The 22,965-nt window shown below is 71.9% G+C and carries 20 protein-coding genes; 15 read left to right on the top strand and 5 right to left on the bottom strand.

Annotation, left to right across the window (positions count from 1 at the left end):
• The first annotated feature begins 3 nt into the window (after positions 1-3).
• The 7 genes from OG974_RS13875 (at position 4) to OG974_RS13845 (ending at position 6,224) form a co-directional block, all read left to right on the top strand.
• On the top strand, positions 4-855 hold the full coding sequence (locus tag OG974_RS13875) for a cell division protein FtsQ/DivIB (protein WP_371646621.1): 852 nt from the start codon (positions 4-6) through the stop codon (positions 853-855).
• 280 nt (positions 856-1,135) lie between these two features.
• Positions 1,136-2,341, top strand: a complete 1,206-nt coding sequence (ftsZ, locus tag OG974_RS13870; RefSeq protein WP_327282997.1) for a cell division protein FtsZ — start codon at positions 1,136-1,138, stop codon at positions 2,339-2,341.
• Positions 2,338-3,069 carry a peptidoglycan editing factor PgeF gene (gene pgeF, locus OG974_RS13865; RefSeq protein ID WP_328762478.1) on the top strand — a complete coding sequence of 244 codons (732 nt, stop codon included), beginning with the start codon at positions 2,338-2,340 and terminating at the stop codon, positions 3,067-3,069. The genes ftsZ and pgeF overlap by 4 nt, the downstream gene beginning before the upstream one ends.
• A gap of 3 nt (positions 3,070-3,072) precedes the next feature.
• Positions 3,073-3,792 (top strand): YggS family pyridoxal phosphate-dependent enzyme, encoded by a 720-nt coding sequence (locus OG974_RS13860; protein WP_327282995.1) that lies wholly within the window; start codon positions 3,073-3,075, stop codon positions 3,790-3,792.
• 151 nt (positions 3,793-3,943) lie between these two features.
• A complete protein-coding gene (locus OG974_RS13855; protein WP_328762476.1) occupies positions 3,944-4,552 on the top strand; it encodes a cell division protein SepF in 609 nt (202 codons plus the stop codon).
• Positions 4,553-4,612: 60 nt separating this feature from the next.
• Complete coding sequence (locus tag OG974_RS13850; protein WP_030155988.1) at positions 4,613-4,909, top strand: YggT family protein; 297 nt, start codon at positions 4,613-4,615, stop codon at positions 4,907-4,909.
• An 82-nt stretch (positions 4,910-4,991) separates the two neighbouring features.
• The gene (locus tag OG974_RS13845) at positions 4,992-6,224 is read left to right on the top strand and encodes a DivIVA domain-containing protein (protein WP_327282993.1); all 1,233 of its coding nucleotides are present in this window, start codon (positions 4,992-4,994) and stop codon (positions 6,222-6,224) included.
• Positions 6,225-6,536: 312 nt separating this feature from the next.
• On the opposite strand, the gene ileS is transcribed toward OG974_RS13845, so the two are convergent.
• On the bottom strand, positions 6,537-9,683 hold the full coding sequence (gene ileS / locus OG974_RS13840; RefSeq protein WP_371646618.1) for an isoleucine--tRNA ligase: 3,147 nt from the start codon (positions 9,681-9,683) through the stop codon (positions 6,537-6,539).
• 565 nt (positions 9,684-10,248) lie between these two features.
• On the opposite strand from ileS, the gene OG974_RS13835 reads away from it, so the two are divergent.
• The 5 genes from OG974_RS13835 (at position 10,249) to OG974_RS13815 (ending at position 15,430) form a co-directional block, all read left to right on the top strand.
• The gene (locus tag OG974_RS13835; RefSeq protein WP_329313231.1) at positions 10,249-11,181 is read left to right on the top strand and encodes a TraR/DksA family transcriptional regulator; all 933 of its coding nucleotides are present in this window, start codon (positions 10,249-10,251) and stop codon (positions 11,179-11,181) included.
• A 143-nt stretch (positions 11,182-11,324) separates the two neighbouring features.
• The gene (gene lspA / locus OG974_RS13830) at positions 11,325-11,885 is read left to right on the top strand and encodes a signal peptidase II (RefSeq protein WP_327282990.1); all 561 of its coding nucleotides are present in this window, start codon (positions 11,325-11,327) and stop codon (positions 11,883-11,885) included.
• Between the two features lie 63 nt (positions 11,886-11,948).
• Complete coding sequence (locus OG974_RS13825; RefSeq protein WP_132755937.1) at positions 11,949-12,890, top strand: RluA family pseudouridine synthase; 942 nt, start codon at positions 11,949-11,951, stop codon at positions 12,888-12,890.
• Positions 12,887-13,363 carry a GNAT family N-acetyltransferase gene (locus tag OG974_RS13820; protein ID WP_371646615.1) on the top strand — a complete coding sequence of 159 codons (477 nt, stop codon included), beginning with the start codon at positions 12,887-12,889 and terminating at the stop codon, positions 13,361-13,363. Before OG974_RS13825 ends, OG974_RS13820 begins: the two co-directional genes overlap by 4 nt.
• Positions 13,364-13,837: 474 nt before the next feature.
• On the top strand, positions 13,838-15,430 hold the full coding sequence (locus tag OG974_RS13815) for a Na+/H+ antiporter (protein WP_327282988.1): 1,593 nt from the start codon (positions 13,838-13,840) through the stop codon (positions 15,428-15,430).
• A gap of 477 nt (positions 15,431-15,907) precedes the next feature.
• Here the strand turns inward: OG974_RS13815 and OG974_RS13810 are convergent, their stop codons facing one another.
• Positions 15,908-16,912 (bottom strand): SDR family NAD(P)-dependent oxidoreductase, encoded by a 1,005-nt coding sequence (locus OG974_RS13810; RefSeq protein WP_327282987.1) that lies wholly within the window; start codon positions 16,910-16,912, stop codon positions 15,908-15,910.
• Positions 16,909-18,099 (bottom strand): UDP-N-acetylglucosamine--N-acetylmuramyl-(pentapeptide) pyrophosphoryl-undecaprenol N-acetylglucosamine transferase, encoded by a 1,191-nt coding sequence (locus tag OG974_RS13805; protein ID WP_327282986.1) that lies wholly within the window; start codon positions 18,097-18,099, stop codon positions 16,909-16,911. The genes OG974_RS13810 and OG974_RS13805 overlap by 4 nt, the downstream gene beginning before the upstream one ends.
• Positions 18,100-18,172: 73 nt before the next feature.
• Here OG974_RS13805 and OG974_RS13800 point away from each other — a divergent pair, with 73 nt between their 5' ends.
• Positions 18,173-18,868, top strand: coding sequence for a response regulator transcription factor (locus OG974_RS13800; protein ID WP_327282985.1), 696 nt, complete (start codon positions 18,173-18,175; stop codon positions 18,866-18,868).
• A gap of 50 nt (positions 18,869-18,918) precedes the next feature.
• Complete coding sequence (locus tag OG974_RS13795; protein WP_327282984.1) at positions 18,919-20,247, top strand: HAMP domain-containing sensor histidine kinase; 1,329 nt, start codon at positions 18,919-18,921, stop codon at positions 20,245-20,247.
• A 10-nt stretch (positions 20,248-20,257) separates the two neighbouring features.
• On the opposite strand, the gene OG974_RS13790 is transcribed toward OG974_RS13795, so the two are convergent.
• Complete coding sequence (locus tag OG974_RS13790; RefSeq protein ID WP_328762457.1) at positions 20,258-21,310, bottom strand: mechanosensitive ion channel domain-containing protein; 1,053 nt, start codon at positions 21,308-21,310, stop codon at positions 20,258-20,260.
• Between the two features lie 42 nt (positions 21,311-21,352).
• On the opposite strand from OG974_RS13790, the gene OG974_RS13785 reads away from it, so the two are divergent.
• Positions 21,353-21,931: a dienelactone hydrolase family protein gene (locus OG974_RS13785; RefSeq protein WP_328762455.1), complete on the top strand. Its 579-nt coding sequence runs from the start codon at positions 21,353-21,355 to the stop codon at positions 21,929-21,931.
• 89 nt (positions 21,932-22,020) lie between these two features.
• Here the strand turns inward: OG974_RS13785 and OG974_RS13780 are convergent, their stop codons facing one another.
• On the bottom strand, positions 22,021-22,962 hold the full coding sequence (locus OG974_RS13780; protein WP_327285616.1) for a zinc metalloprotease: 942 nt from the start codon (positions 22,960-22,962) through the stop codon (positions 22,021-22,023).
• Positions 22,963-22,965 lie beyond the last annotated feature (3 nt).

The raw sequence follows: 22,965 nt of genomic DNA, 5'->3' as shown, positions 1-22,965 counted from the left end.
GGAGTGGCCGGAGCGACGACCGCACAGCGCGGCAATCCCGGGTCCGCCCGCAAGGGCAGGGGCTCCGGCTCTCCCAAGCCGCCCAAGCCGCCCGGGTCGTCGAAGGGATCCGGCCCGCAGGGCCCCGGTGTCCAGCGCCTCGTCCGGCGTCTGCGGCACCGGGGCCCCGTGCTGCTCTCCCTCCTGGCCGCCGTGCTCCTCACCGGGGGCGGCGGCTGGGTGCTGTACGGCTCCTCCTGGTTCCGGGTCGAGAAGGTGACCGCAAGCGGAACCGGGGTGCTGACCCCCGAGCAGGTGCTGGCCGCCGCGGCCGTACCGGTCGGGGCGCCGCTGGTGTCCGTGGACACCGACGAGATCGCGGGTCGGGTCCGCAGCCGGCTGCCCCGTGTCGATTCGGTCGATGTGGTGCGCGCCTGGCCCCACGGAATCGGGCTGAAGGTTACGGAGCGCAAACCCGTCCTGCTCATCAAAAAGGACGCCAAGTTCGTGGAAGTGGACGCATCGGGTGTGCGATTCGACACGGTTCCGAAAGCACCCGCGGGCGTTCCGGTCCTCGAATTGTCCGCGGCGCAGTCCCCGAGCGGCCGCCGCTTCGACGAGGAGCGGCTGCTGCGCGAGGCCGTGGGCGTCGCCGGAGACCTCCCCGAGGCGGTCGCCAAGGAGACCGTGCAGGTCAAGGTGGGGTCGTACGACTCGGTCGTACTGGAGTTGACCCGGGGGCGGACCGTGGTCTGGGGGAGTGGCGAACGGGGCGAGGCAAAGGGCCGAGCCCTGGGCGCCCTGCTGAAAGCGGCTCCCAAGGCTGACCACTTTGACGTGAGCGTCCCCACCGCCCCTGCGGTGTCCGGGAGTTGACGTCGGGTCGAACAGCGACGCACCCTGGTTGGCCACCGATACGGGTGATCACATAGGGTGAAAAGAAAAACGGGAGGTTCGGCGTGTTCGTTGAACACGCGCTACTTGTCGACTTAGTGTCCTGTTCGGAAGAGTCCAAGGAACAGACACACACTTAACCCTAAACTTCAGGGTTAGGGTTCGGGTCGGCACGTTCGGACCGTCCCACATTTCGGCATCAGTCGTCGCAACGCAGGCCCGCGAGGCGGCGACACGTAACTCGAGGCGAGAGGCCTTCGACGTGGCAGCACCGCAGAACTACCTCGCAGTCATCAAGGTCATCGGTGTCGGCGGCGGTGGTGTCAATGCCATCAACCGAATGATCGAGGTCGGTCTCAAGGGCGTCGAGTTCATCGCCATCAACACCGACGCGCAGGCGCTGTTGATGAGCGACGCCGACGTCAAGCTCGACGTCGGCCGTGAACTCACCCGGGGCCTCGGCGCCGGCGCCAACCCGGCAGTCGGTCGCAAGGCGGCAGAGGACCACCGCGAGGAGATCGAGGAGGTCCTCAAGGGGGCCGACATGGTCTTCGTCACCGCCGGCGAGGGCGGCGGCACCGGCACCGGCGGCGCACCCGTCGTCGCCAACATCGCGCGCTCGCTCGGCGCCCTGACGATCGGTGTGGTCACCCGGCCGTTCACCTTCGAGGGCCGGCGCCGCGCGAACCAGGCGGAGGACGGCATCGCCGAGCTCCGCGAAGAGGTCGACACCCTCATCGTCATCCCCAACGACCGGCTGCTGTCCATCTCGGACCGCCAGGTCTCGGTCCTGGACGCCTTCAAGTCGGCCGACCAGGTCCTGCTCTCGGGTGTCCAGGGCATCACCGACCTCATCACCACCCCCGGTCTGATCAACCTCGACTTCGCGGACGTCAAGTCCGTCATGTCCGAGGCCGGCTCGGCCCTCATGGGCATCGGCTCGGCCCGCGGCGACGACCGCGCCGTGGCCGCCGCCGAGATGGCGATCTCCTCGCCGCTGCTGGAGGCGTCCATCGACGGCGCCCGCGGCGTGCTGCTCTCCATCTCCGGTGGCTCGGACCTCGGTCTCTTCGAGATCAACGAGGCCGCGCAGCTGGTGAGCGAGGCCGCCCACCCCGAGGCGAACATCATTTTCGGCGCCGTGATCGACGACGCGCTCGGCGACGAGGTACGGGTCACCGTCATCGCCGCCGGCTTCGACGGCGGACAGCCTCCGGCCCGCCGGGACAACGTCATCGGCGCCGCGTCCACCAAGCGCGAGGAGCCGGCCCCGGCGCCGGTCCGCGCGGCCGAGCCGGCGCGCCCGGCCTTCGGCGGACTGGGTACGGTCACCCCGCGCGAAGAGCCCCCGGCTCCGGTCGAGGCGGTTCCGGTCGAGGCCCCGGCGCCCGCGCCGCAGGTCCCGACGGCCCGGCCGTACCAGGACAGCCCGGCCGAGGAACTGGACGTTCCGGACTTCTTGAAGTGACGCTGGGGCAGCACATCGAGAACGGCGCCCACTTCGCCTTCACCGATCGGTGGGGCGGGGTGAGCGCCGTTCCGTACGAGGAGCTCAATCTCGGCGGCGCGGTCGGAGACGACCCCACCGCCGTTCTCGCGAACCGGGCGATCGCCGCCGAACAGCTGGGCATCGGGCCGGACCGCGTCGTCTGGATGAACCAGGTGCACGGCCGGGACGTGGCCGTGGTCCCCGGACCCTGGGGCGCCGCCGCCGACATCCCGGCGGTGGACGCGGTGGTGACCGCCCGTCGGGGGCTCGCCCTCGCGGTGCTCACCGCGGACTGCACCCCGGTCCTGCTGGCCGATCCCGTCGCGGGGGTCGCTGGCGCGGCCCACGCGGGGCGGCCCGGACTGGTCGCCGGGGTGGTGCCCGCCGCGGTGGAGGCCATGGTCTCCCTCGGGGCCGAACCCGGGCGGATCATCGCCCGGACCGGCCCCGCGATCTGCGGGCGCTGCTACGAAGTACCGGCCGAGATGCGGGACGCGGTCGCCGAAGCGGTGCCGGCCGCCCACGGGGAGACGAGTTGGGGGACACCGTCCGTCGACGTGGTCGCCGGGGTGCACGCCCAGCTCGCGGAGGCGGGGGTGGTGAACCTCCACCGTTCGCCGGTCTGCACACTGGAGTCGCGGGACCACTTCTCGTACCGCCGCGACCGGGTGACCGGGCGGCTTGCCGGATATGTCTGGTTGGACTAGGGAATGACGGATCGTAAGTCGGAACTCGCGGAGAACCTGGCGCGGGTGGAGGAACGCATCGCGTCCGCCTGCGCGGCCGCGGGGCGCGGGCGGGACGAGGTGACGCTCATCGTCGTCACCAAGACCTACCCCGCGAGCGACGTACGACTGCTGGCGGACCTGGGCGTCCGTCACGTGGCGGAAAATCGCGACCAGGACGCCGCCCCCAAGGCCGCGGCCTGCGCGGATCTGCCGCTCAGCTGGCACTTCGTGGGCCAGTTGCAGACGAACAAAGTCCGTTCCGTGGCGGGATACGCGCACGTCGTGCAGTCGGTCGACCGGCCGAAGCTCGTCACGGCGCTGTCGGCGGCCGCGGAGGGTGCCGGGCGCGAACTCGGCTGCCTCGTCCAGATCGCCCTCGACGCCGAGTCGGGGGAGCGCGGGACCCGCGGCGGCGCCGCCGCGGAGCAGCTCGCCGAACTCGCGGACCTCGTGGCCGGGGTGCCCGGACTGCGGCTCGACGGTCTGATGACCGTGGCTCCGCTGGCCGGGCCCTACGCGGGACGCGAACAGGCCGCCTTCGAGCGGCTGGTGGAATTGTCATCCCGCCTGCGCGCGGACCATCCGGCTGCCACGATGGTCTCGGCCGGGATGAGTGCAGACCTGGAACAGGCCGTTGCGGCCGGTGCGACACATGTACGCGTCGGCACTGCGGTACTCGGCGCGAGACCCCGGCTCGGGTAACGTCGCGAAGAAAGTCGGACCACAGCAGAAAATATGGTCATTCCCGCTGATGGGCGGACAGACCACGTGGATCGCGGGCAGTTGGTGACTTTGGTGACACAGCGACACACCTGCGACAGGGCGATCCACCACAGAGCGGAGGACTCAGAGAATGGCCGGCGCGATGCGCAAGATGGCGGTCTACCTCGGCCTCGTGGAGGACGACCGGTACGACAACCCGGGGTACGACCCCGATGACGAGTTCGAGCCCGAGCCGGAACCGGAGCGGGATCGCCGGCGCCAGCAACCCTTGCACCAACCGCCCGTAACGGACGAACCGGTACGAATCGCTCAGCCTCCGGCGCAACGGGAACCCATCCCATTGCCGGTGGAAAACGGACGTCCTGCGCGAATTGCCCCCGTGGCATCCATCACACCTGAACGCTCGAACCTGGAGAAGAACGCCCCCGTGATCATGCCCAAGGTCGTCTCCGAGCGGGAGCCGTACCGCATCACGACGCTGCACCCCCGGACCTACAACGAGGCCCGTACCATCGGGGAACACTTCCGTGAGGGCACTCCGGTGATCATGAACCTCACGGAGATGGACGATACGGATGCGAAGCGACTTGTCGACTTTGCCGCCGGCCTCGTCTTCGGCCTGCACGGCAGCATTGAACGCGTGACACAGAAGGTGTTCCTGCTGTCGCCTGCTAACGTCGATGTCACGGCGGAGGACAAGGCCCGCATCGCGGAGGGCGGGTTCTTCAACCAAAGCTAGACCGATCCGTCAGACACGGGGCCGGGGCCAGAGTGAGAACAGGGGAGAGGGAAGCGCGGGATGGGCGTCGCACTGCAGGTGGTGTACATCGCGCTGATGTGCTTCCTCATCGTGCTGATCTTCCGACTGGTGATGGACTACGTCTTCCAGTTCGCACGTTCATGGACACCCGGCAAGGCGATGGTGGTCGTCCTTGAGGCCACCTACACTGTCACCGATCCACCGCTCAAGCTTCTCCGGCGTTTCATTCCGCCGTTGCGTCTCGGGGGCGTGGCACTCGACCTGTCCTTCTTCGTTCTGATGATCATCGTTTACATCCTCATCAGTTTCGTGAGCACCGCTGCGAGAAGCGTGTGAACGATGAGCTTCCCCGCAGGCGTGGGGACAGTCCCGATACGGTCTTGCCGACTGCCGACGACTACGTAGAGGTGAAGAAGACATGCCGCTGACTCCCGAGGACGTGCGGAACAAGCAGTTCACGACCGTCCGCCTCCGAGAAGGCTATGACGAGGACGAGGTCGATGCCTTCCTCGACGAGGTCGAATCCGAGCTGACGCGCCTGCTGCGCGAGAACGAGGACCTGCGCGCCAAGCTGGCCGCCGCCACGCGTGCCGCCGCGCAGAACCAGCAGCAGCAGGGCATGCGCAAGCCGGAACCCCAGGACCAGCGCGGCCCCGGAGGCCCCGGCGCCCCGGTGCCCGCCGCCATATCCGGCCCGCCGGCGCAGCAGGGCCCGCCGCAGATGGGTCCGCCCCAGCTTCCGGGCGGCCAGCCGCAGCTTCCGGCCGGCCCCAGCGGACTCGGACCGCAGGGTCCGGGCGGCCCGGGTCCGATGGGCGGCCCCATGCACACCATGGGTGGCCAGCAGCAGATGGGCCAGCAGCAGATGGGCCAGCAGCAGATGGGCCAGCCCTCGATGGGCGGCCAGAACCCGCTCGGCCAGCAGATGCAGCCCATGGGCCAGCAGATGCAGCCGATGGGGCAGCAGATGCAGCCCATGGGCCAGCAGATGCAGCAGATGCAGCAGCCGCAGCAGCTCCCGCAGCAGGGCCCCGGTGGCGACAGTGCCGCCCGCGTCCTGTCGCTGGCGCAGCAGACGGCCGACCAGGCGATCGCGGAGGCCCGCTCCGAGGCCAACAAGATCGTCGGCGAGGCGCGCAGCCGCGCCGAGGGTCTGGAGCGGGACGCCCGCGCCAAGGCCGACGCGCTGGAGCGGGACGCCCAGGAGAAGCACCGCGTCGCGATGGGCTCCCTGGAGTCCGCCCGCGCCACGCTGGAGCGCAAGGTCGAGGACCTGCGGGGCTTCGAGCGTGAGTACCGCACGCGCCTGAAGTCCTACCTGGAGTCGCAGCTGCGCCAGCTGGAGACCCAGGCGGACGACTCCCTGGCCCCGCCGCGCAACCCGGCCGGCCCGGCGCTCCCGCCGTCGCCGACCCCGTCGATGGCTCCGGCCGGAGCGATGGGGCACTCCATGGGCGCCCCGTCGCCCATGGGCGGTCCCTCGCCGATGGGCGGCCCGTCCCCGATGGGCGGCCCCTCGTACGGTGGTCAGCAGCAGATGTCTCCCGCGATGACGCAGCCGATGGCTCCGGTGCGGCCGGCCGCGCCGCAGCCGATGCAGCAGGCGCCGTCGCCGATGCGGGGCTTCCTGATCGACGAGGACGACAACTAGGCGGTACGCCCTCTGGGCGGCGTCAGCAGTCACGGGCCGGGCCCGGTTCCCCTTCGGGGGCACCGGGCCCGGCCCGTTCGCGTACCCGGGGGCGTACGCGGAGCGGTGTCGGGAGTGCCGCAGCGGCGCCGCTGCGGGGGCGCTGCCCCGAGCCCCCGAGCCTCGAACGCCGGCGGGGTTGGATCTTCCAGCCCCGCCGGCGTTCGAGGACCGGGTCACGGCAGAGCCCGGTGTCGGGAAGGGGCGTGGTGCGGAAAACGAAGCGGCCCGTACCCCCTGAGCAGGGGGTACGGGCCACAGGGGCTGGAGCGGTTACGCCTTGCGGAGGCGGAAGGTCAGCCCGAGGGACTCGTCCGTGAACGGGTCGCCGTACGTGGCGTCCGCCTCGCCGGTGGCGTAGTCCGTCGACAGGACCTCGTCCGCGATCAGAGACGCGTGGTCCGTCAGGGCCGTCACGACCTCCGGGTCCGACGAGCACCACCGCAGGGCGATCCGGTCCGCGACGTCCAGGCCGGAGTTCTTGCGGGCCTCCTGGATCAGGCGGATCGCGTCACGGGCCAGCCCCGCCAGCTTCAGCTCCGGAGTGATCTCCAGGTCCAGGGCGACCGTCGCGCCGGAGTCGGACGCCACCGACCAGCCCTCGCGCGGGGTCTCCGTGATGATGACCTCCTCCGGGGAGAGGGAGATCTCCTCGCCGTTCAGCGAGATGACCGCGGAGCCGGAGCGCAGCGCCAGGGACAGCGCGGCCGCGTCGGCGGCGGCCACGGCCTTCGCCACGTCCTGGACGCCCTTGCCGAAGCGCTTGCCCAGCGCCCGGAAGTTCGCCTTCGCCGTCGTGTCCACCAGGGAGCCGCCGACCTCCGACAGGGAGGCCAGGGAGGAGACGTTCAGTTCCTCCGTGATCTGAGCCTGGAGGTCCGCGGAGAGCGTGTCGAAGCCCACCGCGCCGACCAGGGCCCGGGAGAGCGGCTGGCGGGTCTTCACGCCCGACTCGGCGCGCGTGGCCCGGCCCAGCTCCACCAGGCGGCGGACCAGCAGCATCTGCTGGGAAAGGGTCGGGTCGATCGCCGAGGCGTCCGCCGCCGGCCACGTGGACAGGTGCACCGACTCCGGCGCGTCCTGGGTGACCGGGACGATCATGTCCTGCCAGACCCGCTCCGTGATGAAGGGGGTCAGGGGGGCCATCAGCCGCGTCACCGTCTCCACGACCTCGTGCAGGGTGCGCAGCGCCGCGGCGTCGCCCTGCCAGAAGCGGCGGCGCGAGCGGCGGACGTACCAGTTGGAGAGGTCGTCCACGAAGGCCGACAGCAGCTTGCCGGCGCGCTGGGTGTCGTACGACTCCATCGCGTCCGTGACCTCGGCCACGAGCGTGTTCAGCTCGGACAGCAGCCAGCGGTCCAGGACCGTGCGGTCGGCCGGTGCCGGGTCGGCGGCCGAGGGGGCCCAGTTCGACGTACGGGCGTACAGCGCCTGGAAGGCGACCGTGTTCCAGTACGTGAGGAGGGTCTTGCGGACGACCTCCTGGATCGTGCCGTGGCCCACGCGCCGCGCCGCCCACGGGGAGCCGCCGGCCGCCATGAACCAGCGGACCGCGTCCGCGCCGTGCTGGTCCATGAGCGGGATCGGCTGGAGGATGTTGCCCAGGTGCTTGGACATCTTGCGGCCGTCCTCGGCGAGGATGTGGCCCAGGCAGACCACGTTCTCGTACGAGGACTTGTCGAAGACGAGCGTGCCGACCGCCATCAGGGTGTAGAACCACCCGCGGGTCTGGTCGATGGCCTCCGAGATGAACTGCGCCGGGTAGCGCTTCTCGAAGATCTCCTTGTTCTTGTACGGGTAGCCCCACTGCGCGAACGGCATCGAGCCCGAGTCGTACCAGGCGTCGATGACCTCGGGGACGCGGACGGCCTCCAGCGAGCAGCCCTCGGCCGTGCAGGTGAAGGTGACGTCGTCGATGTACGGGCGGTGCGGGTCCAGGTTCGACTGGTCCTGCCCGGACAGCTCGGAGAGCTCCGCGCGCGAGCCGACGCAGGTGAGGTGGTTCTCCTCGCAGCGCCAGATCGGCAGCGGGGTGCCCCAGTAGCGGTTGCGGGACAGCGCCCAGTCGATGTTGTTGTTCAGCCAGTCGCCGAAGCGGCCCTGCTTGACCGAGTCCGGGAACCAGTTCGTCTTCTCGTTCTCCCGCAGCATCGCGTCCTTGACGGCGGTGGTGCGGATGTACCAGGACGGCTGCGCGTAGTAGAGCAGGGCCGTGTGGCAGCGCCAGCAGTGCGGGTAGCTGTGCTCGTAGGCGATGTGCTTGAAGAGCAGGCCGCGGGCGTCCAGGTCGGCGGTCAGCTTCTCGTCGGCCTTCTTGAAGAAGACGCCGCCGACCAGCGGGACCTCCTCCTCGAAGGTGCCGTCGGGGCGGACCGGGTTCACGACGGGCAGGCCGTACGCGCGGCAGACCGCGAGGTCGTCGGCGCCGAAGGCGGGGGACTGGTGGACCAGACCGGTGCCGTCCTCGGTCGTGACGTACTCGGCGTTCACGACGTAGTGGGCGGGCTCGGGGAAATCGACGAGGGCGAACGGACGTTCGTACGTCCAGCGCTCCATCTCCTTGCCGGTGAAGGTCTGGCCCGTGGCCTCCCAGCCCTCGCCGAGGGACTTCTCCAGCAGCGGCTGGGCGACGACCAGCTTCTCTTCGCCGTTCGTGGCCACCACGTACGTGACGTCCGGGTGCGCGGCCACGGCCGTGTTGGACACCAGGGTCCACGGGGTCGTCGTCCACACCAGCAGGGCCGCCTCGCCGGCGAGCGGTCCGGAGGTCAGCGGGAAGCGGACGTACACGGACGGGTCGACGACCGTCTCGTAGCCCTGCGCCAGCTCGTGGTCCGAGAGGCCGGTGCCGCAGCGCGGGCACCAGGGGGCGACGCGGTGGTCCTGGGTGAGCAGGCCCTTGTTGAAGATCTCCTTGAGCGACCACCACACGGATTCGACGTACTCGGGGTCCATCGTCCGGTACGCGTCGTCCAGGTCGACCCAGTAGCCCATCCGGGTCGTGAGTTCGGTGAACGCGTCGGTGTGGCGGGTCACGGACTCGCGGCACTTGGCGTTGAACTCGGCGATGCCGTACGCCTCGATGTCCTGCTTGCCGTTGAAGCCGAGCTCCTTCTCGACGGCGAGCTCGACGGGCAGGCCGTGGCAGTCCCAGCCGGCCTTGCGGGCCACGTGGTAGCCGCGCATCGTGCGGAACCGGGGGAAGACGTCCTTGAAGACGCGGGCCTCGATGTGGTGCGCGCCGGGCATGCCGTTGGCGGTGGGCGGGCCCTCGTAGAAGACCCATTCGGGGCGGCCCTCGGACTGCTCCAGGGTCTTGGCGAAGGTCTTGCTCTCGCGCCAGAAGTCGAGGACGGCGTGCTCAAGGGCAGGCAGGTCGACCTGGGCGGGTACCGGGCGGTACTGCGGCGGTGTGGTCATGAGGCTGAACTCTTCCTCCGGCGGGGTGTCAATTCCGTCCGGAGGGACGAGAGCCGACTGCTGCTCCCGCGGTACCACCCTCCTTGGCCGCCAGACGTGTCCGGTGGCCCCCTCATTGGGGTGCGAAGCCGGTTCTACTCGCCGTGACGGCTTTCTTCCGGCGGCTCAGGGGTGATCCTTCGCATCGCGCTCGCCCCCGGGCTCTCACCGTCCCCGGGTCGCTCATGGCTGCGTCCGACGCTACTCGTCCCCGTCCGTGCCTCTCGCTGGGCCCAGTGTACGGGGCGGGGGCGCGCTCGGCAGACCGGTTTACGGAGGGTCGGGGCGGGGGGTGCGGCGGGCCCGGATCGGGCGCCGGACGGCGGTGCGGTGTGACCCGAACGGGTCTCTGCGCCGGTCCGGGCTCCGGTGTGGCGGGAGTGGCGGATTACCGGGCTTCCTGCTGGGCACAACGGATGCAGGTTGGCATCGAAGGACGCGTGCCCCGTTGCCGCGAGGCCGGAGTCGATTTATCGTTCCGGCACGATTCGCGCGCAAGATCACAGTATGTGAAGGGGCCGCGGCCATGGTGGCGAAGAAGACCGCCGGGAGAACTGCCGAGAAGGCTGTCGGCAAGGCAGCGGCCGGGAGGAAGGCCGCGGCCGCGAAGAAGACGGCCGGGACGGCTGCGGCCAAGACGGCGGCGAAAGCGGAGGCGGCCGGGAAGGCGGCGGAACCGGAGGCCGAGGCGGCCGAAAACGCTGCGGCCGCGAAGACGGCGGTCAAGAAGACGGCGGTCAAGAAGACGGCGGTCAAGAAGGCTGTGATCAAGAAGACGGCGGCCGCGAAGAAGGTCGCCGGGAAGACTTCGGCCAAGAAGACCTCGGCCGTGAACACGACGGCCGTGGACGAGGCGGCCGGCAAGAAGGCGACCGGCGTCGGGAAGACGACCGCGAGGAAGGCCACGGCCAAGGCGGCCGGGGCCGAGGGGGCGGCGCACGCCGCGCAACAGACGGGAGCCCGGAAAGTGGTTGCCAAGAAGAGCACCGGCACGGCCAGGAAGACGGCTGCGGCCGCCACCAGCGGCCTGCCCAAGGCCAGGGCCACGGCGGCCCTGGCGCCGGGCGAGCTGGCCGTACGGCCCGGCGAGGACCCCTGGACCCCGGAAGAGGTGACCGAGGCGCGCACGGAGCTGCAGAGCGAGGTCCTGCGCCTGCGCAACGAGCTGCAAGCCTCCGACGAGGCCATCTCGGGCCTGATGCGCGACTCCGGCGACGGCGCGGGTGACGACCAGGCCGACACGGGCACCAAGAACATCACCCGCGAGTCCGAACTGGCCCTCGCCGCGAACGCCCGCGAGATGCTCGAACAGAGCGAGCGCGCCCTGGAACGGCTGGACGCGGGCACCTACGGGCTCTGCGAGAACTGCGGCCAACCCATCGGGAAGGCCAGGATGCAGGCCTTCCCGCGCGCGACGCTGTGCGTCGACTGCAAGCAGAAGCAGGAGCGGCGGCACTGAGTCGGCCCTGAGGCTGCGCTGGGGCGGCCCGGGCCGGGCGGCGCCGCGGGCGGACCCTGACGTACTCTCGTGTTTCGTCAGGGTCCAGGAGCCTGGCAGGCGGTGTCGTCGGCAACCTGGTTCGAGCTAGTCGAGGGACTCACGTGGCAGAGGCGGAGAGCATCATCGGTACGCCGGAGATCGGGGAAGGCTCCCAGGCGGAGTCCTCGGTGCCCAAGGGGCGTCGGCGGATCGTCGCGCTGCTCGTCGTCGCGCTGCTCGCCTACCTGCTGGACTTCGGCAGCAAGATGCTGGTCGTCGCGAAGCTGGAGCACCAGCCGCCGATCCGGATCATCGGAGACCTGCTGAAGTTCGAGGCGATCCGCAACCCGGGCGCCGCCTTCGGCTTCGGCGAGGCCTTCACCATCATCTTCACGTGCATCGCGGCCACCGTGATCATCGTGATCGTGCGGCTGGCCCGGAAGCTCTACAGCCTGCCGTGGGCGATCGCGCTGGGCCTGCTGCTCGGCGGTGCGCTGGGCAACCTCACCGACCGGATCTTCCGTTCACCGGGCGTGTTCCGGGGGGCCGTCGTCGACTTCATCGCGCCCGCCCACTTCGCCGTCTTCAACCTCGCGGACTCGGCGATCGTGTGCGGCGGCATCCTGATCGTGCTGCTCTCGTTCAAGGGTCTGGACCCGGACGGCACGGTCCACAAGGACTGATCGCGGGGCCGTCGCCCGCCCATCGCGGAACTGCCGTGCCGTCGAGTCCTGCATACTCGACGGGTGAGTACGATTCCCGAGATCCGCACCCTGCCCGTTCCCGATGGCCTCGAAGGCGAGCGCGTGGACGCCGCCATCGCCCGTATGTTCGGTTTCTCCCGGACGAAGGCGGCCGAGCTCGCCGCCGCGGGGAAGGTGTCGGTCGACGGCAGCGTCGTCGGGAAGTCCGAACGCGTGCACGGCGGCGCCTGGCTCGAAGTCGAGATGCCCGCGCCGCCGCGGCCGGTCGAGCTCGTCGCCGAGCCCGTCCCGGGCATGGAGATCGTCCATGATGACGACGACATCGTCGTCATCATGAAGCCGGTGGGCGTCGCGGCCCACCCGAGCCCCGGCTGGACCGGCACCACCGTCATCGGCGGCCTCGCCGCCGCCGGCTACCGCATCTCCACTTCCGGCGCCTCCGAGCGCCAGGGCATCGTGCACCGCCTCGACGTCGGCACCTCCGGCCTGATGGCCGTCGCCAAGTCCGAGCGTGCGTACACCTCGCTGAAGAACCAGTTCCGCGAGCGGGTCGTGGACAAGCGCTACCACGCGCTCGTCCAGGGCCACCCGGACCCGATGAGCGGCACCATCGACGCCCCCATCGGCCGCCACCCCAGCGCGGACTACAAGTGGGCGGTGACCCAGGAGGGCAAGCCCTCCGTCACCCACTACGACCTGATCGAGGCCTTCCGCGCGGCCTCCCTGCTCGACATCAAGCTGGAAACCGGGCGCACGCACCAGATCCGCGTCCACATGTCCGCGCACCGGCACCCGTGCGTCGGCGACCTCACCTACGGCGCCGACCCGACCGTGGCCAAGCGCCTCGGCCTGACCCGGCAGTGGCTGCACGCCGTACGCCTCGGATTCGAGCACCCCGCGGACGGTCAGTGGGTGGAGTTCGAGAGCACCTACCCGGCGGACCTCCAGCACGCGCTGGACGTGATCCGGGCCGAGAGCGAGTGACGGCCTTCACCGTCAGGGTGGCCGCCTCCGGGGCGGACCTCCAGGCGTGCTTCGCGGTGCGGACCGAGGTGTTCGTCGTCGAGCAGTCCGTGCCCGAGTCGATCGAGTACGACGCGTACGACGCCGGCGCGGTACACGTGCTGGCCGAGGGGCCGGACGGGGAACCGCTCGGCACCGGCCGGCTGCTGCACGGGCCGGCCGCCCTGGCCAAGACGGGCGACCTGACGGGCGACCTGACGGTCGGCTCGCTCGGCCGGCTCGCCGTCTCCAAGTCCGCGCGCGGACTGGGCGTGGGCGTGGCGCTGGTACGGGCGATCGAGGCGGAGGCCGTCCGGCTGGGGCTGGCGGCGGTGGACCTGGGTGCCCAGACGCACGCTCTCGGCTTCTACGAGCGGCTCGGCTACGCGGCGTACGGACCGGAGTTCGAGGACGCGGGCATCCCGCACCGCGCGATGCGGCGCACCCTGTCGTAACCGGGCCGCGCCCGAGCCCGTGGGCTCCGCCCCTGCTGCGGGACTGTGTCCGGAGTGGCTCCCGCCCGAACGCTGGGTGGGTCGGGAATGCCGTGGTGCCGCGCGGCCGCCGTCAGGCGGGCGAGGCTTCGCCGGGGCGTGGGTTCCCGCGGCGAGCGGCCTGGCCGGGCGGGGACCGGCGGGTGCCGCGCGGCTACGGTCCCGGCTTCCGAGTCCCCGTGCCTCAAGCAGGGCGGCTACGGCTCCGGCTTCCGAGTCCCCGCGCCTCAAGCGCCGACGCGACTGGAATCGCCCCCCGGCCACACCCAGTGCCTGCCGGGCGGAGGCCTTGCGGCCGCATCGAGTCCTGCCGGTGGGCGGGGCGCGCGGAGCGGGGCGGCGCCTCGGAACGGGCCCGCCCAGGGGAAGTGCCGACACGCGGATCCAGCCCCCGGACCGCACGACCCAGCGGCAGCGGCCTGGCAGGGTGGGGGAGTGGATCAGCTTGCTCTGCTGTTCGTGCTGTTGCTCGGGGCCGTGGTCACCGTGCCGCTCGGGGACCGGCTCGGGCTGCCCGCTCCCGTCCTGATGACCATCGGCGGGGTCGCGCTGGCGCTCGTACCGGCCGTGCCGAACGTCGACATCCCGCCCGAGTACATCCTGCCGCTCCTCCTGCCCCCACTGCTCTACGCCTCCGCGCAGCGCACCTCGTGGCGGCAGTTCGCCGCCAACGTGCGGCCCATCTTCCTGCTGGCCGTGGCCCTCGTGTTCGTCACGACCGCCGCCGTCGCCGCCGTCGCGCACGCCGTCGTCCCCGGGCTGCCGCTCGCCGCCGCCGTCGCGCTCGGCGCGCTCGTGGCCCCGCCCGACCCCGTCGCCGCGACCGCCGTCGCCGGATCGCTCGGGCTGCCGCGCCGCATGGTGTCGATCCTGGAGGGCGAGGGCCTGTTCAACGACGTCACCGCGATCGTGCTCTACCACGTGGCCATCGCCGCCGCCGTCAGCGGTAGCTTCTCCTGGCCCGACGCGCTGGGCGAGTTCGTGCTCTCCGCCGTGGTCGCCGTCGGCGTCGGGCTCCTGCTGGGCTGGGCCACCAAGGCCCTCATGGGACGGCTCGACGACGCCACGCTCCAGATCGGACTGACACTGCTCGTGCCGTTCGTCTCGTACGTCCTGGCCGAAGAGCTCAAGGGGTCCGGCGTGCTGGCCGTGCTGACGACGGCCCTGTTCCTCGCGGAGTACGCGAGCGACGCGGACGACGTGCTGGGGCGGCTCGCCGGGCACACCTTCTGGGAGGTCGTGGACATGCTCGTCACGGGAGTGGCGTTCGGGCTGATCGGGCTGGAGCTGCACAACGTGTTCGGCGTCGCGAAGGGCCGCGCGGCGGAGATGGCCGGATGGGCAGCCGTGGTGATCGCGGTGGTGGTCGTCGTACGGCTGCTGTGGCTGCTGCCTGCCGGGTGGCTCGCCAAGCGGCTGCACACGCGGCGCGACTACGCCGAGGAGATCCCACTGAGCTGGCGGGAGAGCGTGGTGATGTGGTGGGCCGGGATGCGCGGGGTGGCCTCGGTGGCACTGGCACTGGCCATTCCGCTGAAGGTGGAGGGCGGGGCGCCGTTTCCGGCGCGGGACCAGATCATCTTCATCGCGTTCGCCGTGATCATGGTGACGCTGGTGTGCCAAGGGCTGACGCTGCCGTGGCTGGTGGGGGTGCTGGGGGTCGAGGCCGACGAGGACGCCGAGCGGGAAACCGAGCGGCGGCTGGCGATCCGCGCGGCGAAGGCCGCGAAGCGGAGGCTGAAGGAGATCGAGGAGGTGGAGGACCTCCCGGAGGACCTCGTGGAAGTGCTGTACCGGCGGGCGTACGACGTGGGGGCCAGGATCAGCCCCGACATGGTGGACGAGGAGCGGCGTGAGGCGTACGCGAAGCGGGTGGAGCGGATCCGCGACGTCCAGCGGATCCAGCGGGAGATGATGTCCGCCGCCCGGCACGAGGTGCTGGCCGCGCGCAGTGAGCCGGGGGCGGATCCGGAGATCGTGGACCGGGTGCTCCGCCACCTGGACGTACGCAGCCTGCGCAGCACCTGACCCCCGCGCCTAGAACGCCGACGAGTCTGTTCAGCCCCGGGGCTCCGCCGTAGACCCGGGGTTCCACCGTGGACCGGGGCTTCCGCCCCGGATCTGGGGCTCCGTTGGCGGGCTAGGTTGCGGCTGCCGGAGGGCAACTCCAGCCCCGCCGGCGTTTGAGGCGCGGGTCCGGGCAGAGCCCGGTGGGGGTCCCTCCCGGACGGAGTCTGGGGGAATTGCGCCCCGACGGGCTCGTCGCCGGTCCCCGACCGCAATGGTCCGGGCCCGGGGGCGGGAGCCGACCTTCGCCTCGGCGGTGGCCCGCCCCGCGCCGGTGCCCGGCCCCCGGAGCGGTGTTGGCGTGCCGCGTGAGCGGGTCGCCTTACCTAGCCGCCTGCCGGGCATCGGCATCGGGGCATCGGGAGCCCGCCGCGTGGGCCGGCCTTCGGGCGCGGGGCGGGGCTGGTCCGGGCGTAGGGGCGCGTCGGTCGGTCCGAGTCAGACCTGGTAGCGGGACGGGGCGAAGAGGGAGAGGTTCTCGGCGATCCAGGTCGAGGTGTGGGACAGGCCCTGCTCCAGGGAGACCTGCGGGGTCCAGCCGGCCCAGTCACGGGCACGGGAGTTGTCCGACAGGAGCCGCTGGACCTCGCTGCCCGCAGGACGCAGCCGGGTCTCGTCGACGACCACCGACGCCTCCCGCCCCGAGGCCTCGATCAGCGCCTGCGCCAGGTCACCGATGGAGATCTCCCGGCCCGTCCCGAGGTTGACCACCTCGCCCAGTGCCCGGTCGCACTCGGCCACCGCGAGGAAGCCCTCGGCCGTGTCCGTCACGTACGTGAAGTCCCGCGTGGGGGAGACGGACCCGAGGCGGACCTCCCGTGCGCCCGAGTGCAGTTGCGCCAGGATCGTCGGGATCACGGCCCGCGCCGACTGGCGGGGGCCGTACGTGTTGAACGGCCGGACCACCGTCACCGGCAGCTCGAACGCGTGGTGGAAGGACAGCGCCATCATGTCCGCGCCGATCTTCGACGCCGAGTACGGGGACTGCGGCTGGAGCGGGTGCGTCTCGGCGATCGGGGCCGTCAGGGCCGTCCCGTAGACCTCGCTGGTGGAGGTGTGCACCAGGCGGCGCACCCCGTGCCGGCGGCAGGCCTCCGCCACGTTCTCCGTACCGGTCACGTTGGTCTGGACGTACGCGCCCGGCGAGGCGTAGCTGTACGGGATGCCGATCAGCGCCGCCAGGTGGAACACGGTGTCGCAGCCCTCCACCGCGTCGCTGACCCGGCCCGCGTCGCGGACGTCGCCCGCCCACATCTCGACCGGGCCGTCGGGGTCGGCGAGGTACCGCGCCAGGTGGCCCTTCTCCGCGTACGGCTTGTAGTGGACGAAGGCGCGGACCCGGGCGCCCCGCTCCACGAGCAGGTCGACCAGGGTGGACCCGATGAACCCTTCGGCTCCGGTGACGAGGACGGTGCGGTCGGTCCAGGCGGTGCGGGTGTTCACATGCGCTCCAGGGTGGGGGTGGGGAGGGGGAGGCCGGCGACGCGGAGGACCTCCGCCGCCAGCAGTTCGGCGGCCCGGGCGTGCGGGCCGGGGTCGGCGGCGCCGGCCATCGCGGCCAGCCGGACCGGGTCGGCCAGCAGCGGTCCGAGGAGGACGGCCAGTCGGTCGGCCGTGGTCGCGGCGTCCGGCAGCAGCAGGCCGGCGCCCGCGTCCGACAGGACCCGGGCGTTGTGGGTCTGGTGGTCGCCGGGGGCGTGCGGGTAGGGGACGAGCACGGCCGGCACCCCGGTCGCCGCCAGCTCCGCGACCGTCGCGGACCCGGCCCGGCACACCACCAGGTCGGCGGCCGCGTACACGAGGTCCATCCGGTCCAGGTACGGCACGGCCCGGGCGATCCGCTGTCCGCCGCCGGCCGCGAGATCGGCGGCGGTGTCCGGCAGGGCCTGCGGTCCCGTCTTGATCAGCAGCTGTACGTCGTCCCGCCCCTGCCAGAGCCCGGCCAGCCCGACGGCGGCCGCGGTGAGGCGGGCGGCGCCCAGGCTGCCGCCGTTGAAGACGATCAGGCGGCGGCCGTCGGGGACGTACAGGGCCCGCCGGGCCCGGGCGCGCAGCACCTCGCGCTCCGGCCGCGGCAGCTCCGCCAGCCGCGCGAGGGCCGCGGAGATCGGCATTCCGGTGGTCAGGGCGTGCGCCCCGCCCGCCAGGTGGGCCCGGCTGCGGTCGAAGGCCACCGCGATGTGCCGGGTGAGCCGGGCCGCGAACTGGTTGGCGCGGCCCGGTACCGCGTTGGACTCGTGGATGACGGCCGGCAGCCCGGCCATCTTGGCCCCCAGCACGGCCGGCGCGCTCGGGTAGCCGCCCATGCCGACGACGGCGTGCGCGCCCTGGGCCCGGATCACCGCCTTCGCCTGGCCGGCCGACCGCAGGAGCGCGGCGGGGAGCAGATAGCGCTTCGCGCCGAGCGACGGGTCGAACGGGATCATGTCGACGGTGTGCAGGCGGTACCCGGCGGCCGGGACCAGCTCGGTCTCCAGGCCCCGCTCGGTCCCGACGAACGAGACCACGGCGTCCGGAACGGCCGCGCGCAGCGCCTCGGCGAGGGCGAGCCCGGGGTAGATGTGGCCGCCGGTGCCGCCCGCACCGATCACGACGGACAAGGGTGGGAGGGATGTGCCTCGTGTGGTCATGGCCGCACCTTCCCGGTGCGCCCTAAGAACGTTCTAAGAGGTTCTCTCAGAACTGTTTGGCAGGCTTTGCCCCATGAGCAGCACGAGCGCGCAGCGGATCCTGGTCGTGGACGACGAGCCCGAGGTACGGGCCGCCGTCCAGGACGGGCTGGCCGTCGAGGGGTACGAGGTACGGGGGGCCGCCGACGGGTTGGCCGCACTGTCGGAGGTGGCCGGCTGGCAGCCCGACGCGGTGGTGCTCGACGTGATGATGCCCGTCCTGGACGGCCTCGGGGTCTGCAGGCAGCTGCGCGCGCTGGGCGACCGTACGCCCGTACTCGTCCTGACCGCATTGGACTCGGTGAGCGAGCGGGTCGACGGCCTGGAGGCGGGCGCCGACGACTACCTGGTCAAACCGTTCGCGCTGGACGAGCTGGTGGCCCGCGTGCGGGCCCTGCTGCGGCGGGCCGCACCCGATCCGGCCGGTACGCAGGTGCTCGGATTCGCGGACCTGGCCCTGGACCCCGCGACCCGGACCGGGCGGCGCGGCGGCCGGCCGCTGGAGTTCAGCCGGACCGAGGCGGCGCTGCTGGAGCTGCTGCTGCGCCACCCCGGGCAGGTGCTGCCGCGGGAGCTGATCCTGGAGCTGGTGTGGGGGCGGGACTTCGGACCGGACTCCAATTCCCTCGCCGTGTACGTCGGCTACCTGCGCCGCAAGCTGGAGGCCGGCGGCGAGCCGCGGCTGGTGCACACCGTCCACGGGGTCGGGTACCGGCTGGGCACGGCGTGAGCGGCGCCGGGCGGCGCAGGCTCGGGGCGCCCTGGCGCAGGCGCCGGCCGTTGCGGACCCGGCTGGCGCTGGCGGCCACGGCGGCGGTGGCGCTGGTCGCGGTCGGGGTGTGCACGGCGGCCTTCTTCGTCGTACGCGGCGCCCTGTACGAGCAGCTGGACCTGAGCCTCACCCAGTCCGCACGACTCGCGGCCCAGCGCAACCCGGGCTCCGCGCCGGGGACCCTGGCCGGTGAGTGCCGGTTCCTGGCGGCGCCCGCCTGCGCGGAGGTGGTGCCGGCCGACCCGGCGAACGACCCGGCGGCGCCGTACCTGCTGCCGGTGGGCGCCGCGACGCGGGCGGTGGCCGCGGGACGGCGGGCGCCGTTCTACACGGACATCGTGCACGCGGGGCACCCGACGCGGATGCTCACCACCGACTACGCGAAGGGGCGGGCGCTCCAGGTGGCGCTGCGGGCCGACACCGTCGAGGACGGGATCGAGGAGGCGGCGCAGTGGCTGGCCCTGATCGGCGCGGCCGGGGTGCTGCTGGCGGCCGGGCTCGGGTACTGGGTGTCGCGGACGGGCCTGGCCCCGGTGACCCGGCTCACGGCCACCGCCGAGCGGATCGCGGCGACGCGGGATCCGCGGTACCGGATCGAGCTGCCGCCGCCCGGGCGGGAGGACGAGATCACGCGGCTGGCCGGGAGCTTCAACACCATGCTGGGCGAGTTGGAGCAGTCGGTGACGGCGCAGCGGCGGCTGGTCGCGGACGCCTCGCACGAGCTGCGGACCCCACTGACCGCCCTGCGGACGAACGCGGAGCTGCTGGCGCGCGGGGAGCGGTTGACGGCGGAGCAGCGCGAGCGGGCCTCGCTCGCGCTGGGGCGGCAGCTGCGGGAGGTGACGGGGCTGGTGAACGACCTGATCGAGCTGGCCCGGGACGAGGAGCCGCAGCCACTGGTCGAACAGGTCCGGCTGGCTCCGCTGGTGGAGCACTGCGCGCAGGTGGCGCGGGCGCACTGGCCGTCCGTACCGGTGCTCGTCCGCGTCCGGGGGGAGGAGGCGGTGGTGCCGGGGGTGCCGGCGCGGCTGACCCGGCTGCTGTCGAACCTGCTGGACAACGCCGCGAAGTTCAGCCCGCCGGGGGCGCCGGTGGAGCTGGAGCTGGCGTCGCCGGGCGGCCGGGCCGAGCTGACGGTACGGGACCACGGCCCCGGCATCGCGGCCGAGGACCTCCCGTACGTCTTCGACCGCTTCTACCGCGCGGGGACGGCCCGGGCCCTGCCGGGCTCGGGGCTGGGCCTCGCGATGGCCCGCCAGATCGCCCGGGCGCACGCCGCCGAGCTGGTGGCGGAACCGGCCCCGGGCGGCGGAGCCCTGTTCCGGCTGACGTTCTGAGCCGCCGGGATCAGGACGCCTCAGGGCGGGGGTCCGCCGGCGAGGTGGCGATGCGGGGCAGGGCGTACGGGTGGTGGGCCACCAGCCAGGCGATCAGGCGTTCGCGGACCTGGCAGCGGACCGTCCAGACGTCCGAGCCGTCCTTCGCGGTGACCACCGCCCGGACCAGGATCGTGTGCGGGGTCGTGTCCGTGACCGCCAGGGTGCCGGTGCGGCCGTCCCATTCCGGGATCTCCTCCAGGATCCGCCGGAGCTGCTCGCGCATCAGGTCCAGCGGTGCGCCGTGGTCCAGGTGCCAGAAGACCGTTCCGGTCATCTGAGCGCCGCCGCGCGACCAGTTTTCGTACGGCTTACCTGTGAAATACGACACAGGCATCGTGATCCGGCGTTCGTCCCAGGTGCGTACCACGAGGAAGGTCAGGGTGATTTCCTCGACGGTGCCCCACTCCCCGTCGACGACCACCGTGTCGCCGATCCGCACCGTGTCGCCGAAGGCGATCTGCAGTCCGGCGAACAGGTTGCCCAGCGTCGACTGGGCGGCGATGCCCGCCACGATGCCGAGGACGCCCGCCGAGGCGAGCACCGAGGCGCCGACCGCCCGCATCGGCGGGAACGTGAGCAGCATCGCCGCCACCGCGACCACCACGACGACCGCCGTGACCGCCCGGTGGATCAGCGTCACCTGGGTGCGGACCCGGCGCACCCGCGCCTCGTTCGGGTGTTGGGCGGCGTAGCGGGCGTACGAGGAGTCCACGACGGCCGTCGCGATGCGCACCAGCAGCCAGGCCGTCGAAGCGATCAGGACGAGGGTCAGGGCGCGGCCCACTGCGAACACGTACTCCGGTGCGATCCCCACCCGGCGGTGGGCTCCGTACAGCAGCGTCGTGCACAACAGGAGCCGGAACGGCAGACGGCAGCGGCGCAGCAGCCCCCACAGCGGGGTCTCGTTGTGCCGGGCGTCGGCGCGGCGCAGCAGCAGGTCCAGCAGCCATCCGGCGAGCAGGGTGACGACCAGGGCGCCGGCGAGGACCGCGATCGGGCGCAGAAGGGTGTCCGTGTCCATGGACGTCCAGCTAACCGGAACGTGCGCCCGGAAACTGGCACGATGGGGCACATGAACATCATGCTTTTCCACTCGACGTACGGGCTGCGGCCCGCGGTGCACGCGGCGGCCGACCGGCTGCGCGCGGCCGGTCACCAGGTCCAGGTGCCGGATCTCTTCGAGGGGCGCACCTTCGAGACCGTCGAAGAGGGCATGGCACACCGGGACGAGATCGGCCGCGACGAGCTGCTCAAGCGTGCGGTGCTGGCCTCCGCCCCTTACTCCGACCGGGGCCTGGTCTACGCGGGCTTCTCCTTCGGCGGCTCCGTCGCCCAGCACCTGGCGCTCGCCGACGAGAAGGCGCGAGGCCTGCTGCTCCTGCACGGGACGGCGGACCTGGAGGAGGACACCGCGGTCGACGAGCTGCCGGTGCAGCTGCACATCGCGGACCCGGACCCGTTCGAGCCGCACGACTGGCTGACCGCCTGGTACTTGCGGATGCAGCGTGCGGGTGCGGACGTGGAGGTGCACCGCTACCCGGGTGCCGGGCACCTGTTCACGGACCCGGACCTCGACGACTTCGACGCGGAGGCCGCGGAGCAGACCTGGAGGGTCGCGCTGGCCTTCCTCGACAGCCTGTAGCCGAACGGGGGGAGGGGCAGGGCACGAACTCGTGCCCTGCCCCTCCTGTTTGCCCGTGCTCAGCCGCACTCAGCCGCACTCAGCCGTGCTTAGCCGCGGTAGGCGCTCCACATGCTCTTCATGCGGGCGACCTGACCCGCCGTGAACTGGTACATGCAGGAGTCGTACGTGTAGTCCATGAAGTTGTGGATCGGGTCGACGCCCGTCTTGTTGGTGCAGCTGTCACGGCCGGTCGGGCACTCGAACGCGGCGCTCTTCTCGGCCGGGGTGTCGGAGACGGAGTCACCGCTGCCCGAGCAGCCGCCCTGGAAGGTGTGGTACAGGCCCATCCAGTGGCCGACCTCGTGGGTGCCGGTGTCGCCCTCGTTGTAGTTGGTGGCGGAGCCGCCCGGCAGCGAGGTGTTGAGGATGACCACGCCGTCCATCTTGGGCTGCGAGGCGTAGGAGCTCGGGAAGGTCGCCCAGCCGAGCAGGCCGCCGCCGAGGTTGGCGGTGTAGAGGTTGAGCGCGTTGGCGCCGCCCTTGCGCAGGGCGTTCTTCATGTCCGTCTCGGCCTGGGTGCCGTCCGAGACGTTGTACCAGGCGGCGTTGTCGGTGTAGTCGGTGGAGACCAGCGAGAACTGGTAGCCCGAGTCGACGTTGCCGGTGCCCTTGCCGCTGTAGGCGGAGTTGAGGACCGCGATCTGGTTGTTGATGTCCGTGGCGGTCAGCTTGCCGGCGGAGCCGGAGGTGATGACGTGGACGTACACCGGGATGGTCGTCGCGGCGGTGACCTCGGCGGCGCGCATCTGGCGCTGCGGGCCGAGCTCGGCGTTCTTCTTGGCCAGGTCGGCGTCCATGGCCTTGACCTGGGCGTCCGTCACCTCGTTGGGGTCGGCCGCGTGGTTGTCCTTCGGGCGGGCGACCCGGGCATTGGCAGAGATGCCGGCGTCGGCACAGGCCTCGGAGCCGGTCTTGGTGGCTGCGGCCACGGTCGTGGGGGCCGTGAGCGGGGCGAACGCCAGGGTTCCGGCCAGCACGGCCGTTCCCATGAG

The sequence above is a fragment of the Streptomyces sp. NBC_00597 genome, from assembly GCF_041431095.1.
GTDB lineage: Bacteria > Actinomycetota > Actinomycetes > Streptomycetales > Streptomycetaceae > Streptomyces.
This window is presented reverse-complemented; position numbering and strand designations above follow the sequence as displayed.